This window comes from Microcoleus sp. S13_C3 (assembly GCF_036700905.1).
Classification (GTDB): domain Bacteria; phylum Cyanobacteriota; class Cyanobacteriia; order Cyanobacteriales; family Microcoleaceae; genus Microcoleus.
In genome coordinates, this window is sequence record NZ_JAUBPT010000022.1 from 37,218 (window position 1) to 54,266 (window position 17,049).

23 protein-coding genes are annotated in these 17,049 nt (G+C 44.9%); 16 read left to right on the forward strand and 7 right to left on the reverse strand.

Going from position 1 to position 17,049, the window contains the following annotated elements; all coding sequences use genetic code 11:
* The first annotated feature begins 34 nt into the window (after nucleotides 1–34).
* Nucleotides 35–238: a type II toxin-antitoxin system HicB family antitoxin gene (locus QUA16_RS09015; protein ID WP_193972043.1), complete on the forward strand. Its 204-nt coding sequence runs from the start codon at nucleotides 35–37 to the stop codon at nucleotides 236–238.
* Entirely contained in the window at nucleotides 235–453 is a 219-nt protein-coding gene (locus tag QUA16_RS09020; protein WP_333102789.1) for a type II toxin-antitoxin system HicA family toxin, read from the forward strand. The genes QUA16_RS09015 and QUA16_RS09020 overlap by 4 nt, the downstream gene beginning before the upstream one ends.
* Nucleotides 454–490: 37 nt before the next feature.
* On the opposite strand, the gene moaA is transcribed toward QUA16_RS09020, so the two are convergent.
* A complete protein-coding gene (gene moaA / locus QUA16_RS09025; protein WP_333102790.1) occupies nucleotides 491–1,480 on the reverse strand; it encodes a GTP 3',8-cyclase MoaA in 990 nt (329 codons plus the stop codon).
* A 176-nt stretch (nucleotides 1,481–1,656) separates the two neighbouring features.
* On the opposite strand from moaA, the gene QUA16_RS09030 reads away from it, so the two are divergent.
* The 9 genes from QUA16_RS09030 to QUA16_RS09070 all read left to right on the forward strand — a co-directional run bounded on the left by QUA16_RS09030 (nucleotide 1,657) and on the right by QUA16_RS09070 (nucleotide 8,937).
* Nucleotides 1,657–2,106, forward strand: a complete 450-nt coding sequence (locus tag QUA16_RS09030; protein ID WP_333102791.1) for a nitrate reductase associated protein — start codon at nucleotides 1,657–1,659, stop codon at nucleotides 2,104–2,106.
* A 469-nt stretch (nucleotides 2,107–2,575) separates the two neighbouring features.
* Nucleotides 2,576–3,037, forward strand: coding sequence for an ATP synthase subunit I (locus QUA16_RS09035; RefSeq protein ID WP_333102792.1), 462 nt, complete (start codon nucleotides 2,576–2,578; stop codon nucleotides 3,035–3,037).
* A 55-nt stretch (nucleotides 3,038–3,092) separates the two neighbouring features.
* Entirely contained in the window at nucleotides 3,093–3,851 is a 759-nt protein-coding gene (gene atpB / locus QUA16_RS09040; RefSeq protein WP_242717111.1) for a F0F1 ATP synthase subunit A, read from the forward strand.
* 128 nt (nucleotides 3,852–3,979) lie between these two features.
* Nucleotides 3,980–4,225, forward strand: coding sequence for an ATP synthase F0 subunit C (gene atpE / locus QUA16_RS09045; RefSeq protein ID WP_006631105.1), 246 nt, complete (start codon nucleotides 3,980–3,982; stop codon nucleotides 4,223–4,225).
* Between the two features lie 97 nt (nucleotides 4,226–4,322).
* The gene (locus QUA16_RS09050; RefSeq protein ID WP_333102793.1) at nucleotides 4,323–4,808 is read left to right on the forward strand and encodes a F0F1 ATP synthase subunit B'; all 486 of its coding nucleotides are present in this window, start codon (nucleotides 4,323–4,325) and stop codon (nucleotides 4,806–4,808) included.
* Between the two features lie 87 nt (nucleotides 4,809–4,895).
* Entirely contained in the window at nucleotides 4,896–5,423 is a 528-nt protein-coding gene (locus QUA16_RS09055) for a F0F1 ATP synthase subunit B (RefSeq protein WP_333102794.1), read from the forward strand.
* Between the two features lie 3 nt (nucleotides 5,424–5,426).
* Nucleotides 5,427–5,972 carry an ATP synthase F1 subunit delta gene (gene atpH, locus QUA16_RS09060; RefSeq protein ID WP_333102795.1) on the forward strand — a complete coding sequence of 182 codons (546 nt, stop codon included), beginning with the start codon at nucleotides 5,427–5,429 and terminating at the stop codon, nucleotides 5,970–5,972.
* A gap of 111 nt (nucleotides 5,973–6,083) precedes the next feature.
* Complete coding sequence (gene atpA, locus QUA16_RS09065; protein ID WP_333102796.1) at nucleotides 6,084–7,601, forward strand: F0F1 ATP synthase subunit alpha; 1,518 nt, start codon at nucleotides 6,084–6,086, stop codon at nucleotides 7,599–7,601.
* Nucleotides 7,602–7,983: 382 nt separating this feature from the next.
* A complete protein-coding gene (locus QUA16_RS09070; RefSeq protein WP_333102797.1) occupies nucleotides 7,984–8,937 on the forward strand; it encodes a F0F1 ATP synthase subunit gamma in 954 nt (317 codons plus the stop codon).
* A gap of 432 nt (nucleotides 8,938–9,369) precedes the next feature.
* Here the strand turns inward: QUA16_RS09070 and QUA16_RS09075 are convergent, their stop codons facing one another.
* Nucleotides 9,370–9,921: a Uma2 family endonuclease gene (locus QUA16_RS09075; protein WP_333102798.1), complete on the reverse strand. Its 552-nt coding sequence runs from the start codon at nucleotides 9,919–9,921 to the stop codon at nucleotides 9,370–9,372.
* 172 nt (nucleotides 9,922–10,093) lie between these two features.
* Nucleotides 10,094–10,396: a DUF2442 domain-containing protein gene (locus QUA16_RS09080; RefSeq protein ID WP_333102799.1), complete on the reverse strand. Its 303-nt coding sequence runs from the start codon at nucleotides 10,394–10,396 to the stop codon at nucleotides 10,094–10,096.
* A gap of 63 nt (nucleotides 10,397–10,459) precedes the next feature.
* Between QUA16_RS09080 and QUA16_RS09085 the strand changes: the two genes are divergently transcribed.
* Nucleotides 10,460–10,834, forward strand: coding sequence for a hypothetical protein (locus QUA16_RS09085; RefSeq protein WP_333102800.1), 375 nt, complete (start codon nucleotides 10,460–10,462; stop codon nucleotides 10,832–10,834).
* 29 nt (nucleotides 10,835–10,863) lie between these two features.
* Here QUA16_RS09085 and QUA16_RS09090 read toward each other — a convergent pair whose 3' ends face one another.
* The 3 genes from QUA16_RS09090 to QUA16_RS09100 form a co-directional block, all read right to left on the reverse strand.
* Nucleotides 10,864–11,076 carry a helix-turn-helix domain-containing protein gene (locus QUA16_RS09090; protein ID WP_106149042.1) on the reverse strand — a complete coding sequence of 71 codons (213 nt, stop codon included), beginning with the start codon at nucleotides 11,074–11,076 and terminating at the stop codon, nucleotides 10,864–10,866.
* Between the two features lie 146 nt (nucleotides 11,077–11,222).
* Nucleotides 11,223–11,435: a helix-turn-helix transcriptional regulator gene (locus QUA16_RS09095; RefSeq protein ID WP_333102802.1), complete on the reverse strand. Its 213-nt coding sequence runs from the start codon at nucleotides 11,433–11,435 to the stop codon at nucleotides 11,223–11,225.
* Between the two features lie 54 nt (nucleotides 11,436–11,489).
* Complete coding sequence (locus QUA16_RS09100; RefSeq protein WP_333102803.1) at nucleotides 11,490–11,702, reverse strand: helix-turn-helix transcriptional regulator; 213 nt, start codon at nucleotides 11,700–11,702, stop codon at nucleotides 11,490–11,492.
* A 196-nt stretch (nucleotides 11,703–11,898) separates the two neighbouring features.
* On the opposite strand from QUA16_RS09100, the gene QUA16_RS09105 reads away from it, so the two are divergent.
* The gene (locus tag QUA16_RS09105; protein ID WP_333102804.1) at nucleotides 11,899–12,342 is read left to right on the forward strand and encodes a hypothetical protein; all 444 of its coding nucleotides are present in this window, start codon (nucleotides 11,899–11,901) and stop codon (nucleotides 12,340–12,342) included.
* A gap of 73 nt (nucleotides 12,343–12,415) precedes the next feature.
* Nucleotides 12,416–12,730 (forward strand): hypothetical protein, encoded by a 315-nt coding sequence (locus QUA16_RS09110; protein WP_333102805.1) that lies wholly within the window; start codon nucleotides 12,416–12,418, stop codon nucleotides 12,728–12,730.
* A gap of 36 nt (nucleotides 12,731–12,766) precedes the next feature.
* Here QUA16_RS09110 and QUA16_RS09115 read toward each other — a convergent pair whose 3' ends face one another.
* Nucleotides 12,767–16,354, reverse strand: a complete 3,588-nt coding sequence (locus QUA16_RS09115; RefSeq protein WP_333102806.1) for a tetratricopeptide repeat protein — start codon at nucleotides 16,352–16,354, stop codon at nucleotides 12,767–12,769.
* 168 nt (nucleotides 16,355–16,522) lie between these two features.
* On the opposite strand from QUA16_RS09115, the gene QUA16_RS09120 reads away from it, so the two are divergent.
* Nucleotides 16,523–16,822: a BrnT family toxin gene (locus tag QUA16_RS09120; RefSeq protein WP_333102807.1), complete on the forward strand. Its 300-nt coding sequence runs from the start codon at nucleotides 16,523–16,525 to the stop codon at nucleotides 16,820–16,822.
* A complete protein-coding gene (locus QUA16_RS09125; protein ID WP_333102808.1) occupies nucleotides 16,819–17,019 on the forward strand; it encodes a hypothetical protein in 201 nt (66 codons plus the stop codon). The genes QUA16_RS09120 and QUA16_RS09125 overlap by 4 nt, the downstream gene beginning before the upstream one ends.
* Nucleotides 17,020–17,049 lie beyond the last annotated feature (30 nt).

Here is a 17,049-nt window from a genome sequence, read left to right on the forward strand (position 1 = left end):
TTATAATATCCTTAACACATGACTGAATAAATGTATGAAAATTAGAGCAATCATCCATCCCGCAGAAGAAGGTGGCTATTGGGCTGAAGTACCTGCACTTCCTGGGTGCATTACCGAAGGAGATACTATGGAAGAAGTGATGGCTAATTTAAAAGATGCGATTGAAGGTTGGCTCGATGTTGCTAATAGTCGTGAAGCAATTGCCTCCACAGATAAAATTGTTGAAATTGCTGTATGAAATCTATTTCAGGGAAGCGACTGTGCAAAATAGTAGAGTATAAAGGTTGGGTTTTGAAAAGAGTTACTGGCAGTCATCATATCTATGAAAACGCCGAAATAGAACAAATTTTGTCAATTCCAGTTCACCGGAATCAAGATTTGAAAGTTGGAACCTTAAGAGCCTTGATGAAAATAGCCCAGCTATCTGAGGAAGATTTACAAAGTTTGTCTTAGGTATAATCTATTTTGAGAGCGTTCGATTTCGGGCAGTTCACCCGCCGATTTGAGACATGGTGCGGCTGTAATTTCCTTGAGTAGTTCCCGAATCTCGCTGCTTGAAATTAATCTCCGGTTTAATATTCAATATCTGCTGCACTCGATCGCGCAATTCAACCGTAGACACCCCATCCCGTAAAGCAGTTTTTAAGTCAATTTGACCCGTTTCGTTGAGCAGACAAGGCCGCAGCCACCCGTCAGCAGACAAACGCATCCGGTTGCAGCGATCGCAAAAACACTCAGACATTTGGCTGATAAATCCTAAAGTGCCTTTCGCCCCCGGAATTTGAAACACATCCGCCGGCCCATTTCCGCGCACTCCCGACTCGGCTAACCCGTATTTGTCGCTAATTTGTTGCCGCAATTCTGCTGATGCTACCCAACCTTTATCGCCAAATAAATCCCCATTCCCGATCGGCATAAACTCAATAAAACGGACGTGCCAATTCCGGTTAATAGTTAATGCAGCCAAATCCAATATTTCGCTGTCATTCACACCGGGAATTACCACAACATTCAGTTTCAGCGGGTCGAATCCTGCTTGATAAGCCGCTTGAATTCCCTCCCACACCTGCGTCCATCGCGATCGTCCCCGACTGCCAATTATCTTATCAAAAGTCTCTGGTTCCAGGGAATCCAAACTAATATTAATCCGGCGCAAACCAGCATTGTAGAGATTTTCCGCCATTCCCGCCAACAAAAAGCCATTAGTTGTCATTGACAAATCTCGCGTTTCCGGCATCGAGGCGATCGACCTTACCAAATCCACCACCCCAGGCCGCAGCAGCGGTTCCCCACCCGTCAAGCGAAACTTGGTAAATCCCACGGGTATAAAAACTTCCCGCAGCAGAGTTAGCAATTCCGAGTGAGTTAACAACTGCTGCTGCAATACATAGTCCAACTCGCTACCTTCCGGCATACAGTAGAGACAGCGGAAGTTGCAGCGGTCTATCAAGCTAATCCGAAGGTAGTCTACGGGATTCATGTCAATAGTTTGTAATATTATTTAATTATAAATGCTGACTCGATTTTCTGCAATTATTGATAAAGAGCAATAAACCTGCATCAAATTCTTTTCACCTTCCCCATCCTCTCTTACTCTGCGCCCTCTGCGCCCTCTGCGGTTAATAAAAAAAATCTCATTCACAAATTTGTATATTTATGTTCTTTGAATTTGAAGCTGACTTTGTAGAAGCCCTGCGCTGCATTCCGATGCAGGTACGTCTCAAATTAGATACTTGCGGCATTAAATTAAAGTTGCAGGATTGGAATCATTTTAACCAAGCAGAACGTCAAATGCTTGTAGAGAAACCTTGCTTGACACAAGCAGAAATTATCGATTATCGAGAAAAGCTAAATCAAATATTAATTCAACAGACAGGCAAACCGGGAACAGATTTGGCGGTTGATGAAAATCCCCCGTGGATGGATGCTGCAACTGTACCGGAGTCTGTTTCTGCAAAAGCGCAAGAGCTCGGCGTGACAATTACTTTGGCACAGTGGGCGAGTTTGCAGCCGCTACAGCGATTTGCTTTGATTAAGCTTAGTCGATCGAGCCACGAGAATAAAAACTTTCTCCCGGCGCTTCAAGAGTTTAAGGTTATTGAATGAGGTCAAGTTTTAACTGACATCTTGCACCATTCTCAATTAGCCTTTTAGGAACAGGCTTTTCGGCCTGTTCCACAAGAAAATCTACTCTTTGTGGAACGGGCCGGAGAGCCCGTTCTTGAGAATGGTGCAAGATGTCAGTTTAATCAACTCTTCTAGGGCACACAGGGCCCAGAGGCAGACAAGGGAGAATTACCTCATCGATTCGGGCGATCGGCCTCTGTCCCCATCTCACTAAGTGAGACTTAATTAGTGAGAATCAGGAGAACAATGTGTAATAAAGTGCGATCGGGCGGTTGGAGAGGTAGGGTGAGGTCGATCGGACATTTAACGGGTTGAGGTTTCCGAAGCGCCAGACACCAAATTCCGAAAATATGATTAATTTTATTTTAAGTATTGTTACCGCCGCGTGGTATGATTTTTCTGAGTTTGCAAAGCACTCGCCTGCTACCTGCATTAGTTTCTGAGCTTCGTGAACACGCAAAACACACCCACCGAACCCACACCAGCAACCGAGGATATTCCTCAAGCTGGCACTGTCTCGACAGTCTCGACAGTCTCGTCCGAGACAACGAATCCCATGCAAGACTTTTATCGCCTCCAACAAGAGTTGTTGGCGTACACCCTTGCTTTTACGGCGATTATTTTTATCTCCGTTTGGATTTTTTACTCGCTCAATATTGCCCTGAATTATTTGCTTGGGGCGAGCACAGGTGTGGTTTACTTAAAGATGTTGGCTAGAGACGTTGAACGAATCGGCAGCCAAAATCAGCGCATCAGCAAGACAAGGCTCGGTTTGTTTTTCGCGGTGATGATAGTAGGAACACAGTGGAATCAGCTACAGATTTTACCGATATTTTTGGGATTTCTGACTTACAAAGCTGCGCTGATGGTTTACGTGATCCGAAGTGCATTAGCACTAGATTACAGGTAAGTCAGGTAAGAAGAGCAAAACTCAACTCATCGATTTGTATGGGGAAGCCCGTTGAATGGCAATGCTTGACGTTCTAAACACCTTTAATCGTTTCCCCCTCGCCAAATTGGAAGTTGGCCAGCAGTTGTACTGGCAACTGGGCAATCTGAAAGTGCACGGGCAGGTTTTTCTAACCTCGTGGTTTGTAATTGCTGTTTTAGTCGTAGTTTCGATTTTAGGAACCAGCAAAATCCAGCGAATTCCCAGCGGAATGCAAAATTTTATGGAGTATGCGCTGGAATTTATTCGGGACTTGGCTAAAAACCAAATTGGGGAAAAAGAATATCGCCCTTGGGTACCGTTTATTGGTACATTATTTCTGTTCATCTTTGTGTCAAACTGGTCTGGTGCTCTAATTCCTTGGAAGCTGATTAAGCTGCCATCAGGCGAATTGGGAGCTCCTACCGCTGACATCAACACGACGGTAGCATTTGCACTGCTGACTTCTCTAGCATATTTTTATGCAGGTCTCAGCAAAAGCGGCTTGGGGTATTTCGCCCACTATGTTGAACCGGTACCTTTTATGTTGCCGTTCAAAATCATAGAAGATTTCACTAAGCCTCTGTCCCTAAGTTTCCGTTTGTTTGGCAACATTCTTGCGGACGAATTGGTGGTCGGAGTGCTAGTCTTGCTAGTGCCTTTATTTGTTCCTCTGCCAGTGATGGTTCTGGGACTATTTACCAGTGCAATTCAAGCTTTGATTTTTGCTACCTTAGCCGCCGCCTACATTGGTGAAGCTCTAGAAGGCGGTCACGGCGAAGAACACCACGATTAACTAACGATAAACGGCGAAGAATGAAGGAGGAAAAAGAAAAATTCTGAACTCAAACTTCCTCCCGTTAAATCGGACAATTCTGTAGACTATCTGTTCTCAATTTTGTACTTTAGATAAGGAAAATCATCATGAACCCAACAGTTGCTGCCGCTTCCGTAATTGCCGCCGCTTTGGCAGTAGGTTTAGCTGCAATCGGCCCTGGCATCGGTCAAGGTAATGCAGCAGGTCAGGCTGTAGAAGGGATTGCCCGTCAGCCGGAAGCAGAAGGTAAAATTCGCGGCACCTTGCTGTTGAGTTTGGCGTTCATGGAAGCGCTCACAATTTACGGTTTGGTCGTAGCCCTAGTGCTGCTGTTTGCCAACCCCTTCGCATAATAATTGGAAATTTTAGATTTGAGGTTTTGGCGATTCTAATCCAAAATCTCAAATCTAAAATCGATTAAGCGAATTAGATGGAAGCCGTCAAAAAATCATGATGCACTGGACAGTATTACTAGCAGTTGAAGAAGCGGCTAAGGAAGGGGGACTGTTTGATATAGATGCTACGCTGCCTCTGATGGCGGTGCAGTTTTTAATTCTAGTCGCAGTCTTGAATGTAATTTTTTACAAGCCGCTCAGCAAGTCAATTGACGATCGCGCCGATTACATTCGCAACACTCAAGTCTCCGCCCAAGAACGCTTGGCAAAAGCTCAGCAACTAGCGCAGCAGTACGAGCAAAAACTGGGAGAAAGTCGCAAACAGTCTCAATCAGTAATTGCTGCTGCTCAAGCTGATGCCCAAAAAATTGGGGCAGCAAAAGTAGCTGAGGCTCAACAAGAAGCTCAAGTCGCGCGAGAAAAGGCTGGGCAAGAAATAGAGCAGCAAAAGCAAGAAGCAATGCGCTCACTAGAACAACAAGTAGACGCGCTCAGCGGTCAAATTCTCGAAAAGCTATTAGGGCAGTCGTTGGCCAAATAGCGAGACCGAAGAGTTTTAGATTTTTGATGGAATCTCAAATCTAAAATCGCTTCACCCAATCTGCACGCGCAATTATGGAAGAGTATCATGGGGACTGTTTTATTGCTAGCCACAGAAGCTAGCGGCGAAGGTGGTTTCGGTTTAAATTTCGATATTTTAGAAACCAACCTGATTAACCTGGTCATTATTATTGCAGTGCTGTTTTATTTCGGGCGCGGATTTGTAGGTAAAATCCTGACAGAGAGGCGTTCGGCCATCCAAGAGGCGATTCAAGAAGCAGAAAAACGCCAAAAAGATGCAGCAGCAGCTCTAGCAGAGCAACAGCAAAAACTGACTCAAGCGCAAGCAGAAGCGGAACGAATTCGGGCCGCTGCTGAAGAAACTGCCCAGAAAGCAAAAGAAACAATTCTAGCTCAGGCAGCGCAAGACGTAGAACGCATGAGAGCAACAGCAGGTCAAGAGTTGGAAGCGGAGCGGGAAAGAGCGATCGCCCAACTGCGATCGGCGGTTGTATCTCTGGCATTAGCAAAGGTGGAAAGCCAGCTAAAAACTAGCTTGGACGACAGCGCTCAACACCAATTAATCGATCGCAGCATTGCGTTACTGGGAGGCTAAAACGTGAGTACAGTCAGCACAGAAGTCTTACAGCCTTACGCATCTGCCTTGATGTCACTGGCTCAATCCAACAATCTCTCAGAGAAGTTCGGCGAAGATATTCGTTCCTTACTGAGCCTGCTAGAAGGTTCGGAAGATTTGCGTCAATTTTTAGCCAATCCGCTGGTAAAACCGGATGCTAAAAAAGCCGTGATTCAGCAAATAGCGGGTGAAGAAATGAGTCCCTTGATGCACAGCTTTCTGAAGCTATTAGTAGACAAAGGAAGAATTCTTTTTTTAGAAGGGATTGGCAAACAATACTTGGCAAGGCTCCGAGAACTAAACCAAACAGTATTGGCTGAAGTTACATCGGCAGTCCCGCTTTCAGACGCTCAACAGCAGACTGTTCGCGAGAAAGTGCAGGCGATGACCAGCGCTAGAAGCGTAGAAATTGAAACCAAAATAGACGCAGATTTAATCGGCGGTGTGGTAATCAAAGTAGGCTCTCAAGTAATTGATGCCAGCCTGCGGGGACAATTGCGCCGTCTAGGAATTCGCTTGAATTCCTGAGAGTTAATAGCTGATGACTATTAGCTAATTTAATTAGCAGTTAACGGTTGGTAGTTTTGAACAACTGATAACTGACAACTGACAACAAACAACTGACAAAAAACAACTGACATGGCAGCAATCAGACCTGACGAAATTAGCAGCATTATTCGCCAGCAAATTGAACAGTACGACCAAGACGTAAAAGTCTCTAACGTCGGTACTGTTCTGCAAGTAGGCGACGGCATTGCTCGGATTTATGGCTTGGATAAAGCTATGTCTGGGGAATTGCTAGAATTTGCCGACGGCACCGTGGGCATTGCACTGAACCTCGAACAAGATAACGTGGGTGCAGTGTTGATGGGCCAAGGCCTCGGCATTCAAGAAGGTTCGGCAGTTACTGCTACTGGCAGAATTGCTGAAGTCCCCGTGGGTGAAGCAATGTTGGGACGGGTAGTTGATGCTTTGGCCCGTCCGATTGACGGCAAAGGAGAAATTAAAACTACTGAATCTCGCTTGATTGAATCTCCGGCACCGGGGATTGTTTCTCGCCGTTCTGTTTACGAACCGATGCAAACAGGAATTACCGCTATTGATGCGATGATTCCGGTGGGAAGAGGACAGCGGGAACTGATTATCGGTGACAGACAAACCGGTAAAACTGCGATCGCGATCGACACGATTATTAACCAAAAATCGGAAAACGTGATCTGCGTTTACGTAGCGATCGGTCAAAAAGCTTCTACAGTAGCTAACATCGTCAACGTCCTCCAAGAAAAGGGCGCGATGGACTACACGATCGTAGTAGCAGCCAACGCTAGTGACCCCGCAACCCTGCAATACTTGGCTCCCTACACAGGTGCTAGCTTAGCCGAGTATTTCATGTACAAAGGCAAGCACACTTTGGTCATTTACGATGACCTTTCCAAACAAGCACAAGCTTACCGCCAAATGTCCTTGTTGCTGCGCCGTCCTCCCGGTCGCGAAGCTTATCCCGGAGACGTGTTTTACCTGCACTCTCGCTTGCTAGAACGTGCTGCTAAATTGAGCGACGATTTGGGCGAAGGCAGCATGACTGCTTTGCCAATTATCGAAACCCAAGCTGGTGACGTTTCTGCTTACATTCCGACGAACGTAATTTCGATTACCGACGGTCAAATCTTCCTTTCTTCTGACTTGTTTAACTCTGGTTTGCGTCCGGCTGTAAACCCCGGTATTTCTGTATCGCGGGTAGGTTCAGCGGCTCAAACTAAAGCAATGAAAAAAGTAGCCGGTAAGGTGAAATTGGAATTGGCGCAGTTTGAAGAACTGGCAGCATTTTCTCAGTTTGCTTCTGACTTGGATAAAGCTACTCAGAATCAATTGTCGCGCGGTCAACGCTTGCGGGAACTGTTGAAACAGGACCAAAGTTCGCCTCTGCCAATGAACGAACAAGTGGCTATAATCTATGCCGGTATTAACGGCTATATGGATGACATTCCTGTGGAAAAAGTCAGCAAGTTTACTGTTGGTTTGCGCGACTATTTGCGGACTAGCAAGCCGAAGTACGGCGAAATTGTTCAAGGCGGAAAGGCCTTGACTGATGAAGCTGAGAAGCTGCTGAAAGAAGGCATCACTGAATACAAGCAAAGTTTCTTGGTTTCTGCGTAATTAGTCTTTAGTCATCAGTCATTAGCGGGTGAAATTGTTAGGGACACGGCTCTTGGAGTGTCCCTAGATTAAGGACACGGCATTGCCCATTGGTGTCAAAAAACAGGTTAAGCCCGCAGTCCGACAGGGGTTAAAACCCCTGTCTCAAAGCAAAAGTCCTCTGAAGAGGACTGAAGAAATTATTAGTCCTCTTCAGAGGACTTTCGCTATTAGACAGGGACTTCAGTCCCTGGCGGGCTTTCGGCTTAAGTTGACACGAATGGGCAGTGCCGTGTCCCTACGGTGGGTTAAAAAATGCCGTTTCTCGATCGCGCACAAGCTTAAAAATTGATGACTAGGAACTAAGAACTCAGAATAAAAGCTAAGAAAAAAGGAGAAAGTTATGGCAAATCTGAAAACTATTCGCGATCGCATTAAGTCGGTCAAGAACACTAAAAAGATTACAGAAGCAATGCGCTTGGTGGCCGCTGCAAAGGTGCGCCGCGCTCAAGAACAGGTGACTGCTACTCGGCCTTTTGCCGATCGACTGGCAGAGGTATTGTACGGTTTGGCGGAACGCTTGCAGTTTGAAAACCTGGATTTGCCGCTGCTGAAAAAACGCGAAGTGCGATCGGTGGGACTGTTGGTAGTTTCGGGCGATCGGGGTTTGTGCGGCGGCTACAACAGCAACATCATCAGATACGCCGAAAATCGCGCTAAGGAAATCAAAGCGGAAGGCTTAGACTACAAATACGTGTTGGTAGGACGCAAAGCTACTCAGTATTTCCAGCGCCGCGAACAGCCGATCGATGCTACTTACGCTAACTTAGAACAAATTCCCACAGCACCGGAAGCGGCACAAATTGCTGACGAATTGCTTTCTTTGTTCCTGTCGGGAACTGTGGACAGAGTTGAGCTAATTTACACCAAGTTTGTGTCGCTAATTAGTTCGCGTCCGGTAATTCAAACTTTGCTGCCCCTCGACCCCCAAGGTTTTGAAGTGCAAGACGATGAAATCTTCCGCTTGACGACGAAAGGCGGAGAGTTTCAAGTATCGCGCGAAAAGGTTGCTGCACCTACTAAGAAGAGTTTGCCCCGCGACATGATTTTCGAGCAAGATCCGGCGCAAATTCTGGATGCTCTTTTGCCATTGTATTTGAACAACCAATTGCTGCGGGCTTTGCAAGAGTCTGCTGCTAGCGAGTTGGCTGCGCGGATGACGGCGATGAACAATGCTAGTGAGAATGCTAGCGATTTGATCGGTAGTTTGACACTGACTTATAACAAGGCGCGGCAAGCGGCAATTACTCAGGAAATCCTGGAAGTTTGCGGCGGTGCTGAGGCTTTGAATGGTTAGGTTAGGGTTGACAATTTGTTGATTTTATGGTATGCGTCTGGGGAAACTCAGGCGCTTTTTTTAGTGAAAATACAAAAAAATTCGACGATCTAAACTTACCTTGATATAGCGGTTCTCAAGCGTGGTGAGGTATGGGGGCGAGTCCTATGCCTATGCCCTATGCCTATGCCCTATGCCCTATGCCCTATGCCCTATGCCCTATGCCCGCGAGAGCACCTCATGTTACTGAGAAAGGCTATATATCCCACATTCCGCACCGAGACTGTCACAATCGGTTTTTTCGGGAGTTGGAGCGAAAATTAAGTTTTTTTTTATACAAAGGCACCCATCGCTCGCTCGTGGCAACGATCGGGAGTTTCAAGCGATCGAATAACCAAAATTCGTAGTGTGCCAGTTGGGGGTGCGGAATGTGGGATATATGGTGGCAATAATTTATCTGTTCATTAGTTGAGAAATATGGATGGTAAGATCCGGAAAAGCAAGGGGTTCAATGGTGCCAGTTCGGAAAGTATTTCGCTGCTGGTAAAAATCGCCTTCCGGGAAGCGAAACACAATTAATTGTCGATCGCGCAGGTTAACAACCCAATATTCTTGAATTCCGGCTGCTGCATAAATCTTGCTTTTTTCCTCTAAGTCTTTACTCAAACTGGAATCAGCATATTCAATCAGCCAAAAAATGTTTTCTGGATAGGGGTGATGTTCCAGGTAGATATCGTTGAGAGGTTGAACGACGGCAATATCGGGTTCTGGTTCTGAGTTATTTGGCAGAGTAATCGGTCTGGCTTCGCGAATTTGGGCTCTCGTAGATAATGCGACTCGCAATCGGTTGGCAAATCGATCGCTAAAATAAGTATGCGCCGTTCCTTCGGGGACCATTTCGACTATTACTCCATTTAGTAATTCAACTTTGCGATCGTTTAAAATGCCGGCTTCGATCATTTTATGGTAGTGATCTATTGTCCATTTTGCTGTAGTTAATGTCATCGCGATCGCTCCTTGCTTATATAGCGGTTCTCAAGCGTTGTGAGGTATGGGGTGAGTCCTATGCCTATGCCCTATGCCCTATGCCCTATGCCCTATGAGCACCTCATGTTACTGAGAAAGGCTATATCTCACTATGACTTTTTGCTGAATTAACTTATTTTAGGCGATATACTCATGTTATATCGAATTTTTTACGTTCTTCTAACCACAACTGAAAAGACTTCTGACTTTCTCCAGATGGTTTACCGAGAATAATATTTTTGATGCTAATGTCTTCGTCAATATCAGGCCAGTGGATTCCATCATTTCCACCAATAAATCGCCAATTATTGCGTTCCTTTGGTGTGCTATGCAATAGCCGAGGATACCAAGCTAAAGGAACAGAAATAGTACGACCATCGGATAGATCGACTGTTAGCGCGTCGTCTGTAACAACTACGTTTTGTGCTTGGGGGATTTCTAGCAACTCAACCATTAAAAAAGTTATTATTTCAGGATATGTGGCAAGATTACCAAGATTAAAGGAAAGGGAGGAAAAATGGCAAAAAAAATCTGGATTGTCTACAAAACCGAAAGCATGAGTGCTCCCGGCTGGGAACAACGTCAGCTTATGCCGAGGGGCGGTCTCACTAATATACTTTGGGAAAATTGGACTTGGGAAGAAAACCCAGAAATTCCTCAAGTAGGGGACAAAACCCGCGATTATGAAAATTTATCTGACCCCGGTAATGGAGTCACCCACGGGAAAGATGGAGATTGGGTAGTTACTCGCGTTCAGCAGTTTTCTGCTTCCGATACTGAGGAGCGAATTGTGGTGTGTTACTGTTCTTACCAACCTGTTACATCTGATTGGGAAGCGCTACAACGGGGTGAGTCTGTCAATCAGATGCTAGCAACTGTCGAGCAATATTGAGTGGATAATTAGTTCGTAAAAGCGATCGCTCACTCCTGCACAATTTCCACCAAGTCTTCAATCATCACATCAAAGGTTCGGGCCAATTTGTGTATGGAAATGAAGTCAATGGTGGACACTCCCGGACAGCGGGCGTAGTGTCTGACGGTGCTGTAAATTACTCCCGATCGCTCTGAAACTTCTTTCAGCGTCCAACCTTTCTCAGCAGCGAATTCTCTGACTTTTAGCCTGACTAAACCCATACTTGACAAATGATGGTGTACCATCATAGGATAGTTTTATCCCAAAAAGCGATCGCCCCAAGGTCTGCACAACTGACGGTCGATCGCCGATTCAAATCCCTTGAAAAAGGATTTATCTATGATATTAGCCTGGTTTCAGCCAAAAGCTACTCTTTGACGACCTCAACCAAATCTTCCACCATCACGTCAAAAGTACGTGCCAACTTCAGCAGACAAGTAAAATCAAGCATTGCCATTCCCGGAGAACGTGAATAGGTGGTGAGTGTGCTGTAAATGACTCCCGATCGCTCAGACACCTCTTTGATCGTCCAGCCCTTCTCAGCAGCAAATTCTTTAACCCGCAATCTAATTAAACCCATTGACAAAAAACTAGATTTACTCTGGGATAAAATTTTATCGTAAAGAGTGATCGCTCACTCCTGCACAATCTCATACAAATCTTCGATCAACACATCAAAAGTCCTCGCCAACTTGTGCAAGGCTGTCACGTCAACTGTTGCTAATCCGGGCGATCGGGCATAGGTTCTCAGCGTGCTGTAGACTACGCCCGATCGCTCTGAAACCTCTTTGATCGTCCAGCCTTTCTCAGCAGCAAACTCTCGAACCCGCAATCTAATTAAACCCATAACCTCTTGACAGATGATTGATATAAGTCATACAATTATACTGTAAAAAGCGATCGCCCCCAGGTCTGGAAAACTAAAAGACGATCGCCTATCAAAGTTCAAATCCCATCAACTGGGATTTATTAACCATCTGAAATTCCCATCAAGTGGGATGTATCAACCATTGAAAATTCCCATCAAGTGGGATGTATCAACCATGTTAGCAAGCTTTCGACCAAAATCAACCCCCAGACACAGATTGAGCCGGTTTGTGACGAAAGAGGCGATCGCGCGGCTGCTGAAAATCAAGTTAGAACAAATATATCGCTTCGAGTGCTGGGCGCATATCCTGTACGTGCACGCCAAAGGGATGAGTCGGTTTGTGAGTTATGCCGACTTTCCGCCTGTTTTGGGAGTGGAATCGCCCTCTGGTTTAGATTTTGGTTATTGGAAGCGCCGTTGGGCGAGTCAGAAAGAGAGACACGCGCCGGATTTTTGGGTGGATTTTTATGCGGATAGATTTCACAAAGCTGTTTGTGTTTCTGAATTGTTGGAGTGGGGGGAATTGGTGGGGGTGATTAAATTGATGTTGGGGGCGATCGGTGTAGATTCACTGCGAAAGGTTTATGCACAAGAGAAATCTCTGCTGGAACATTTCTAAGAAGAGCGATCGACTAAAAATAGAAGCAAACTGTCATAAAATATTGATTGAACAAAGTAAAGGAAGAAGAAGAATGACAACCGAACGCTGGACAGATGAAATGGTGGATGATTTGGCTTCCACTGTGGATGACTTGGCTTCCACTGTAGAGCAAACGACTCGCAATATCGAACAAACTAACCGCAATGTCGATATGCTTGTAGGTGCTGTCAATGCTATTTTAGAAAGAGACTCTCAACGGAATGAAGAAATGCGGCTGCGGGATGAAGAAGCGCGACGGCGGGAGCGAGATTTTCAACAGTACAAAATAGAAAATGACCAACGATTTAATATTCTGCTCGAAGAAGTCAGATTTCTCATCAGAAAACTGGGAGAGAATCAAGGATAGATTAGCAAGGAACCTTTCTAAATGCTGTTGTTTCTCCTACGCCAAACCCTGCGATACAAACCCTGACCAATTATATGGACTGACAAACGGCAATGCTTGCCGACAAAGCAAATCTAATCGCAATCGCACATTTTTGAGACTTTCTGCTTGCTTTTCTCCTTTTTGTTGCTCAAAATAATCCTCTAACTGCCGTTTATATTTAGCATAAAACTCATCGCCTGTCAAGCTTCGTAGCTTCAATTGTGCTTTTCGTAGCGCTTCCGAACGGCTATTATGCTGCTTTTCCTGATAATATAAAATACAAAACAAAGCCGTTGCTAAATCATCCACAGCCCACAAGGTACTGACCACATTTCGCGCCCCCGCACAGAGGAAACCGCTAGCAATGGAGAGCGGATCGTCGGTAATTTGGGTAAAAGTTAAATTAGTTTCGCAGCAGGATAGAAACACTTCAGCTAAGTCGGTAAATCTCCAGGTAAAAACACGACCGAGGTTGATATCGCCATCAAATAAATGCAGTTTTGATTCTAAGGAATTATTCAGATCGGCACTGGCGTGATGGCTGGAATGGAGGACTTGCACTTGGTTGAGTAAGTTGTGATAGTTGCCGATAGTTGCTTGCTGATCTTGGAGGCGAGAATTTTTATCAATTTGGTGCATGGTTGCCAGGGTTTCGCACTCGTAGCCAGTGAAAACTAGGTCGCCTGTGGCATTTTCGACGATTCCCATTGTGGCTGGTTTGAGGTTGCCTCGCTGGTGGCAAAAGTTGAGTATTTGGCAACTGGGAACGATGCGGAGGCGGAATTTATCGCTGAGGTATTCGGGTTGTTTTTGGGGTGGGGTTTTGGCAGGGGTGATGGTGGGTTTGCTGAGAGGTTTTAAGCCGCGTGTTCTGTCGGAAGCTGTCTCGCTTTGGGGAATGGGAATCTCGTTTAATGGTAAGGCAGCAAAGGGGATTTGATGCAGGTACAGGTGAGGGATGATAATCAGTTCTTTGATGTCATTGAGATGTTGGGAAATTAATTGATTAATTTGCAGGCGGTTAGCGAGTTCGTGGAGAAATTCACCCATTTGATTTTGCCATGCGGTTGGCTTTTCGGCATAAGGTTTTAACCAGTTGTTGAATAGCCAATCTTGCAACGTTTCAAGTCCTTGACCTTCGCAGGTGTGGAGTTGGGTTGATTGATTTTGCCGCAAGATGAAAATGTGGGTATGTTCATCAGTGGTGTAAAAATTGAGGATGGCGGTTTCGGGATCGGGAATTAAGGCTTGCATCTGGTCGAAACTGAGGGGGGCTGGTTGCAATTGAGCCGCCAAAACTTGGTCTTTGCTGCGAATTTTTAGCCAAGCTTTCTTTTTTTCATCTTCTAATTCTTGAATCTTTTCGATGATAGCGTCGCCGTTGGGGATTGGTTGGCGAGTTGCTGGGAGTGCTTTCATTTCGTCATTGTCAGAAATACGCAAGCGATCGCTTTGTTGTTGCAGGCGATAGTATTCTTCGACTTCGAGGGGAATTTCGCCTTGGGGGTAGAGGTCTTTGCTGGCGAATAAGTCGGCGAGGTGGCGCGATCGGGAACGGTCTGCGGTTTCGACGGCTTTATCGTATTGTTTGAGGTTGATGTAGCATTGGACGGCGTTGGCGTAAACTGAGATGGCTTCTGCAATGATTTTTTGGCGGCGATCGTCGGTGGTTGAACCTTTGCGGAGTTGTTCGACTGCTTTTATGGCGGGTTCGTATCCTTCTAAGGCGAGTTGCCAGTCGCCTTGGGTAAAGCCGATGTTACCGAGGTTTCGACCGGCTGCGAAGCATTCGGGTGGCATAGTTTTGGAAGTAGCAATTTTGAGGGAGTCTTGATAGTTCTTAATAGCTTTCTCTGTTTGCTGCAATCGGCGGTAAACGATGCCGATGTTGTTAAGAGAATTTGCTTCCCCTTGGCAATTTTTGATTTCCCGTTTAATAGCTAAAGACTGTTCGTGATAATCAATCGCTCGTTCATATTCTCCCAGAGAGTCGTAAGCAATGCCTAAGCCTCCCAGAGAACTTGCTTCCCCTTGACGGTTTTTGATTTCCCGTTCAATAGCTAAAGACTGTTCGTGATAATCAATCGCTCGTTCATATTCTCCCAGAGAATAGTAAGCATTGCCTAAACTTCCCAGAGAACTTGCTTCCCCTTGACGGTTTTTGATTTCCCGACTAATAGCTAAATGCTGTTCGTGATAATCAATCGCTCGTTCATATTCTCCCAGGGAATAGTAAGCATTGCCTAAATTTCCCAGAGAAGTTGCTTCCCCTTGACGGTTTTTGATTTCCCGACTAATAGCTAAATGCTGTTCGTGGAAACCGATCGCTCGCTCATACTCTCCCAGAGAATAGTAAGCATTGCCTAAATTTCCCAGAGAACCTGCTTCCCCGAGGGGGTCTTTGATCTCCTGCCTAATAGCTAAAGACTGTTTGTGGTAATCAATCGCTCGTTCATATTCTCCCAGAGAATGGTAAGCAATGCCTAAACCTGCGAGAGAACTTGCTTCCCCTTGACGGTTTTTGATCTCCTGAAAAATGGCTAAAGACTTTTCGTAGAAAACGATCGCTCGTTCAATTTGTCCTAAAGAATAGTAAGCATTACCTAAAGCTGCTATAGAACTTGCTTCCCCTTGACGGTTTTTGATCTCCTGAAAAATGGCTAAAGATTGTTCGTGATAATCAATCGCTCGTTCATATTCTCCCAGAGAGTCGTAAGCAGTGCCTAAACTTCCCAGAGAACTTGCTTCTCCTTGACGGTTTTTGATCTCCTGAAAAATGGCTAAAGACTGTTTGTAGAAAGCAATTGCTGGTTCATTTTTTCCCAGAGAGCGGTAAGCATTGCCTAAACTTCCTAGAGAACTTGCTTCCCCTTGACGGTTTTTGATATCCTGAAAAATGGCTAAAGATTGTTCGTGATAATCAATCGCTCGTTCATATTTTCCCAGATAGTCGTAAGCAGTGCCCAAGCCTCCCAGAGAAGCTGCTTCCCCAAGAGGGTTTTTCATCTCCTGAAAAATGGCTAAAGACTGTTTGTAGAAAGCGATCGCTCGTTCATATTCTCCCAGGTAGTTGTAAGCAAGGCCTAAATTTTCCAGAGAACTTGCTTCCCCTTCGCTGTATTTGATTTCCCGACTAATGGCTAAAGACTTTTCGTGGACAGCGATCGCTTGTTCGTATTCTCCCATAGAACAGTAAGTAATGCCTAAATTTCCGAAAGAACTCGCTTCCCCTTGACGATCGTGAATGGCTTGATAAATGATAAGGCACTGTTGCCAGCACTGAAAAGCGACAAGAAAATGGCTAATGTAAAATTGCTCACTACCCCACTGTAATAAAATATCGGATGTCTGTTTTCTGATTGCTGTCGGCTGCTGGTTAGTACCTAGAAATTCTCCCAGTTGCAAGGCAAGGTAAATTAAAAAATTAACCACATCTTGGTTGCCACTGTCATCAAATTCTTTAGCAACCGCGATTATCGTTTGCAAAAGTCCGGGGTCGAGTAAGTCAAAGTGTGCGTTTAGTATTTGTTGTTCTTCCCCACTGGGGCATTTGAGCAATTTTTGGATAATTTGCCAATAGGCGGCGCTGCGATTTTCGTACATTGTTGTTTTTCTTCTTTCTATGCGAACGTGGGGAGTATTTGGGATGCTATCTGATAGCCGCTCGACCAGGTTTGTTAAACTATAAAATGTTCAAAAATCACATTATTGCATAAACTCATCATTTATGTTATGATTTAATTCCACCTTAACTTACCATAATAAATTGCCTTGGATTATAACTTTGATTGGAATCCAGCCAAAGAAAAGCAAAATATTCGCAAGCATCAATTAAATTTCCGTTTGGCATCAACTGTTTTTCGCGATCCTTCTCAATTAACAATCTATGATGAAGAACACAGTCAAGATGAAGATAGATGGATTACCATAGGCTTAGATGAAACAGGAGTTTTAAGGGTTGTTATCCATACCTTTGAACAAACCGATCGCACCTCCTGTATAATTCGGATTATTTCAGCCCGTAAAGCTAATATCACTGAAAGCCAAGCTTATCAAGAGAGGAAATTATGAAATCAGAGTATGACTTTTCCCAAGCACAACAAGGCAAGTTTTACCACCCTGATGCTACGTTTCATTATCCCATTTATCTCGAACCCGATGTCGAGGAATTTGTGACTAAAATTGCTGAGCATAAAAAGATTGAGGTGCAAGTTTTGGTCAATGAATGGCTGAGAAATAACATTAAACTCATTCAAAGTATTGAGTAGGTGAAAAACCAGATTTCTTTGAAAAACCTA

Coding starts and splice junctions, on each gene's coding strand:
- QUA16_RS09015 (WP_193972043.1), top strand. CDS start 35: ATGAAAATTAGAGCAATCATCCATCCCGCAGAAGAAGGTGGCTATTGG.
- QUA16_RS09070 (WP_333102797.1), top strand. CDS start 7,984: ATGGCAAATCTGAAAACTATTCGCGATCGCATTAAGTCGGTCAAGAAC.
- QUA16_RS09110 (WP_333102805.1), top strand. CDS start 12,416: ATGACAACCGAACGCTGGACAGATGAAATGGTGGATGATTTGGCTTCC.
- QUA16_RS09030 (WP_333102791.1), top strand. CDS start 1,657: ATGTTCTTTGAATTTGAAGCTGACTTTGTAGAAGCCCTGCGCTGCATT.
- QUA16_RS09085 (WP_333102800.1), top strand. CDS start 10,460: ATGGCAAAAAAAATCTGGATTGTCTACAAAACCGAAAGCATGAGTGCT.
- QUA16_RS09090 (WP_106149042.1), bottom strand. CDS start 11,076: ATGGGTTTAGTCAGGCTAAAAGTCAGAGAATTCGCTGCTGAGAAAGGT.
- QUA16_RS09080 (WP_333102799.1), bottom strand. CDS start 10,396: ATGGTTGAGTTGCTAGAAATCCCCCAAGCACAAAACGTAGTTGTTACA.
- atpE (WP_006631105.1), top strand. CDS start 3,980: ATGAACCCAACAGTTGCTGCCGCTTCCGTAATTGCCGCCGCTTTGGCA.
- atpB (WP_242717111.1), top strand. CDS start 3,093: ATGGCAATGCTTGACGTTCTAAACACCTTTAATCGTTTCCCCCTCGCC.
- QUA16_RS09075 (WP_333102798.1), bottom strand. CDS start 9,921: ATGACATTAACTACAGCAAAATGGACAATAGATCACTACCATAAAATG.
- QUA16_RS09100 (WP_333102803.1), bottom strand. CDS start 11,702: ATGGGTTTAATTAGATTGCGGGTTCGAGAGTTTGCTGCTGAGAAAGGC.
- QUA16_RS09055 (WP_333102794.1), top strand. CDS start 4,896: ATGGGGACTGTTTTATTGCTAGCCACAGAAGCTAGCGGCGAAGGTGGT.
- QUA16_RS09050 (WP_333102793.1), top strand. CDS start 4,323: ATGATGCACTGGACAGTATTACTAGCAGTTGAAGAAGCGGCTAAGGAA.
- moaA (WP_333102790.1), bottom strand. CDS start 1,480: ATGAATCCCGTAGACTACCTTCGGATTAGCTTGATAGACCGCTGCAAC.
- QUA16_RS09020 (WP_333102789.1), top strand. CDS start 235: ATGAAATCTATTTCAGGGAAGCGACTGTGCAAAATAGTAGAGTATAAA.
- QUA16_RS09125 (WP_333102808.1), top strand. CDS start 16,819: ATGAAATCAGAGTATGACTTTTCCCAAGCACAACAAGGCAAGTTTTAC.
- QUA16_RS09115 (WP_333102806.1), bottom strand. CDS start 16,354: ATGTACGAAAATCGCAGCGCCGCCTATTGGCAAATTATCCAAAAATTG.
- atpA (WP_333102796.1), top strand. CDS start 6,084: ATGGCAGCAATCAGACCTGACGAAATTAGCAGCATTATTCGCCAGCAA.
- QUA16_RS09095 (WP_333102802.1), bottom strand. CDS start 11,435: ATGGGTTTAATTAGATTGCGGGTTAAAGAATTTGCTGCTGAGAAGGGC.
- QUA16_RS09105 (WP_333102804.1), top strand. CDS start 11,899: ATGTTAGCAAGCTTTCGACCAAAATCAACCCCCAGACACAGATTGAGC.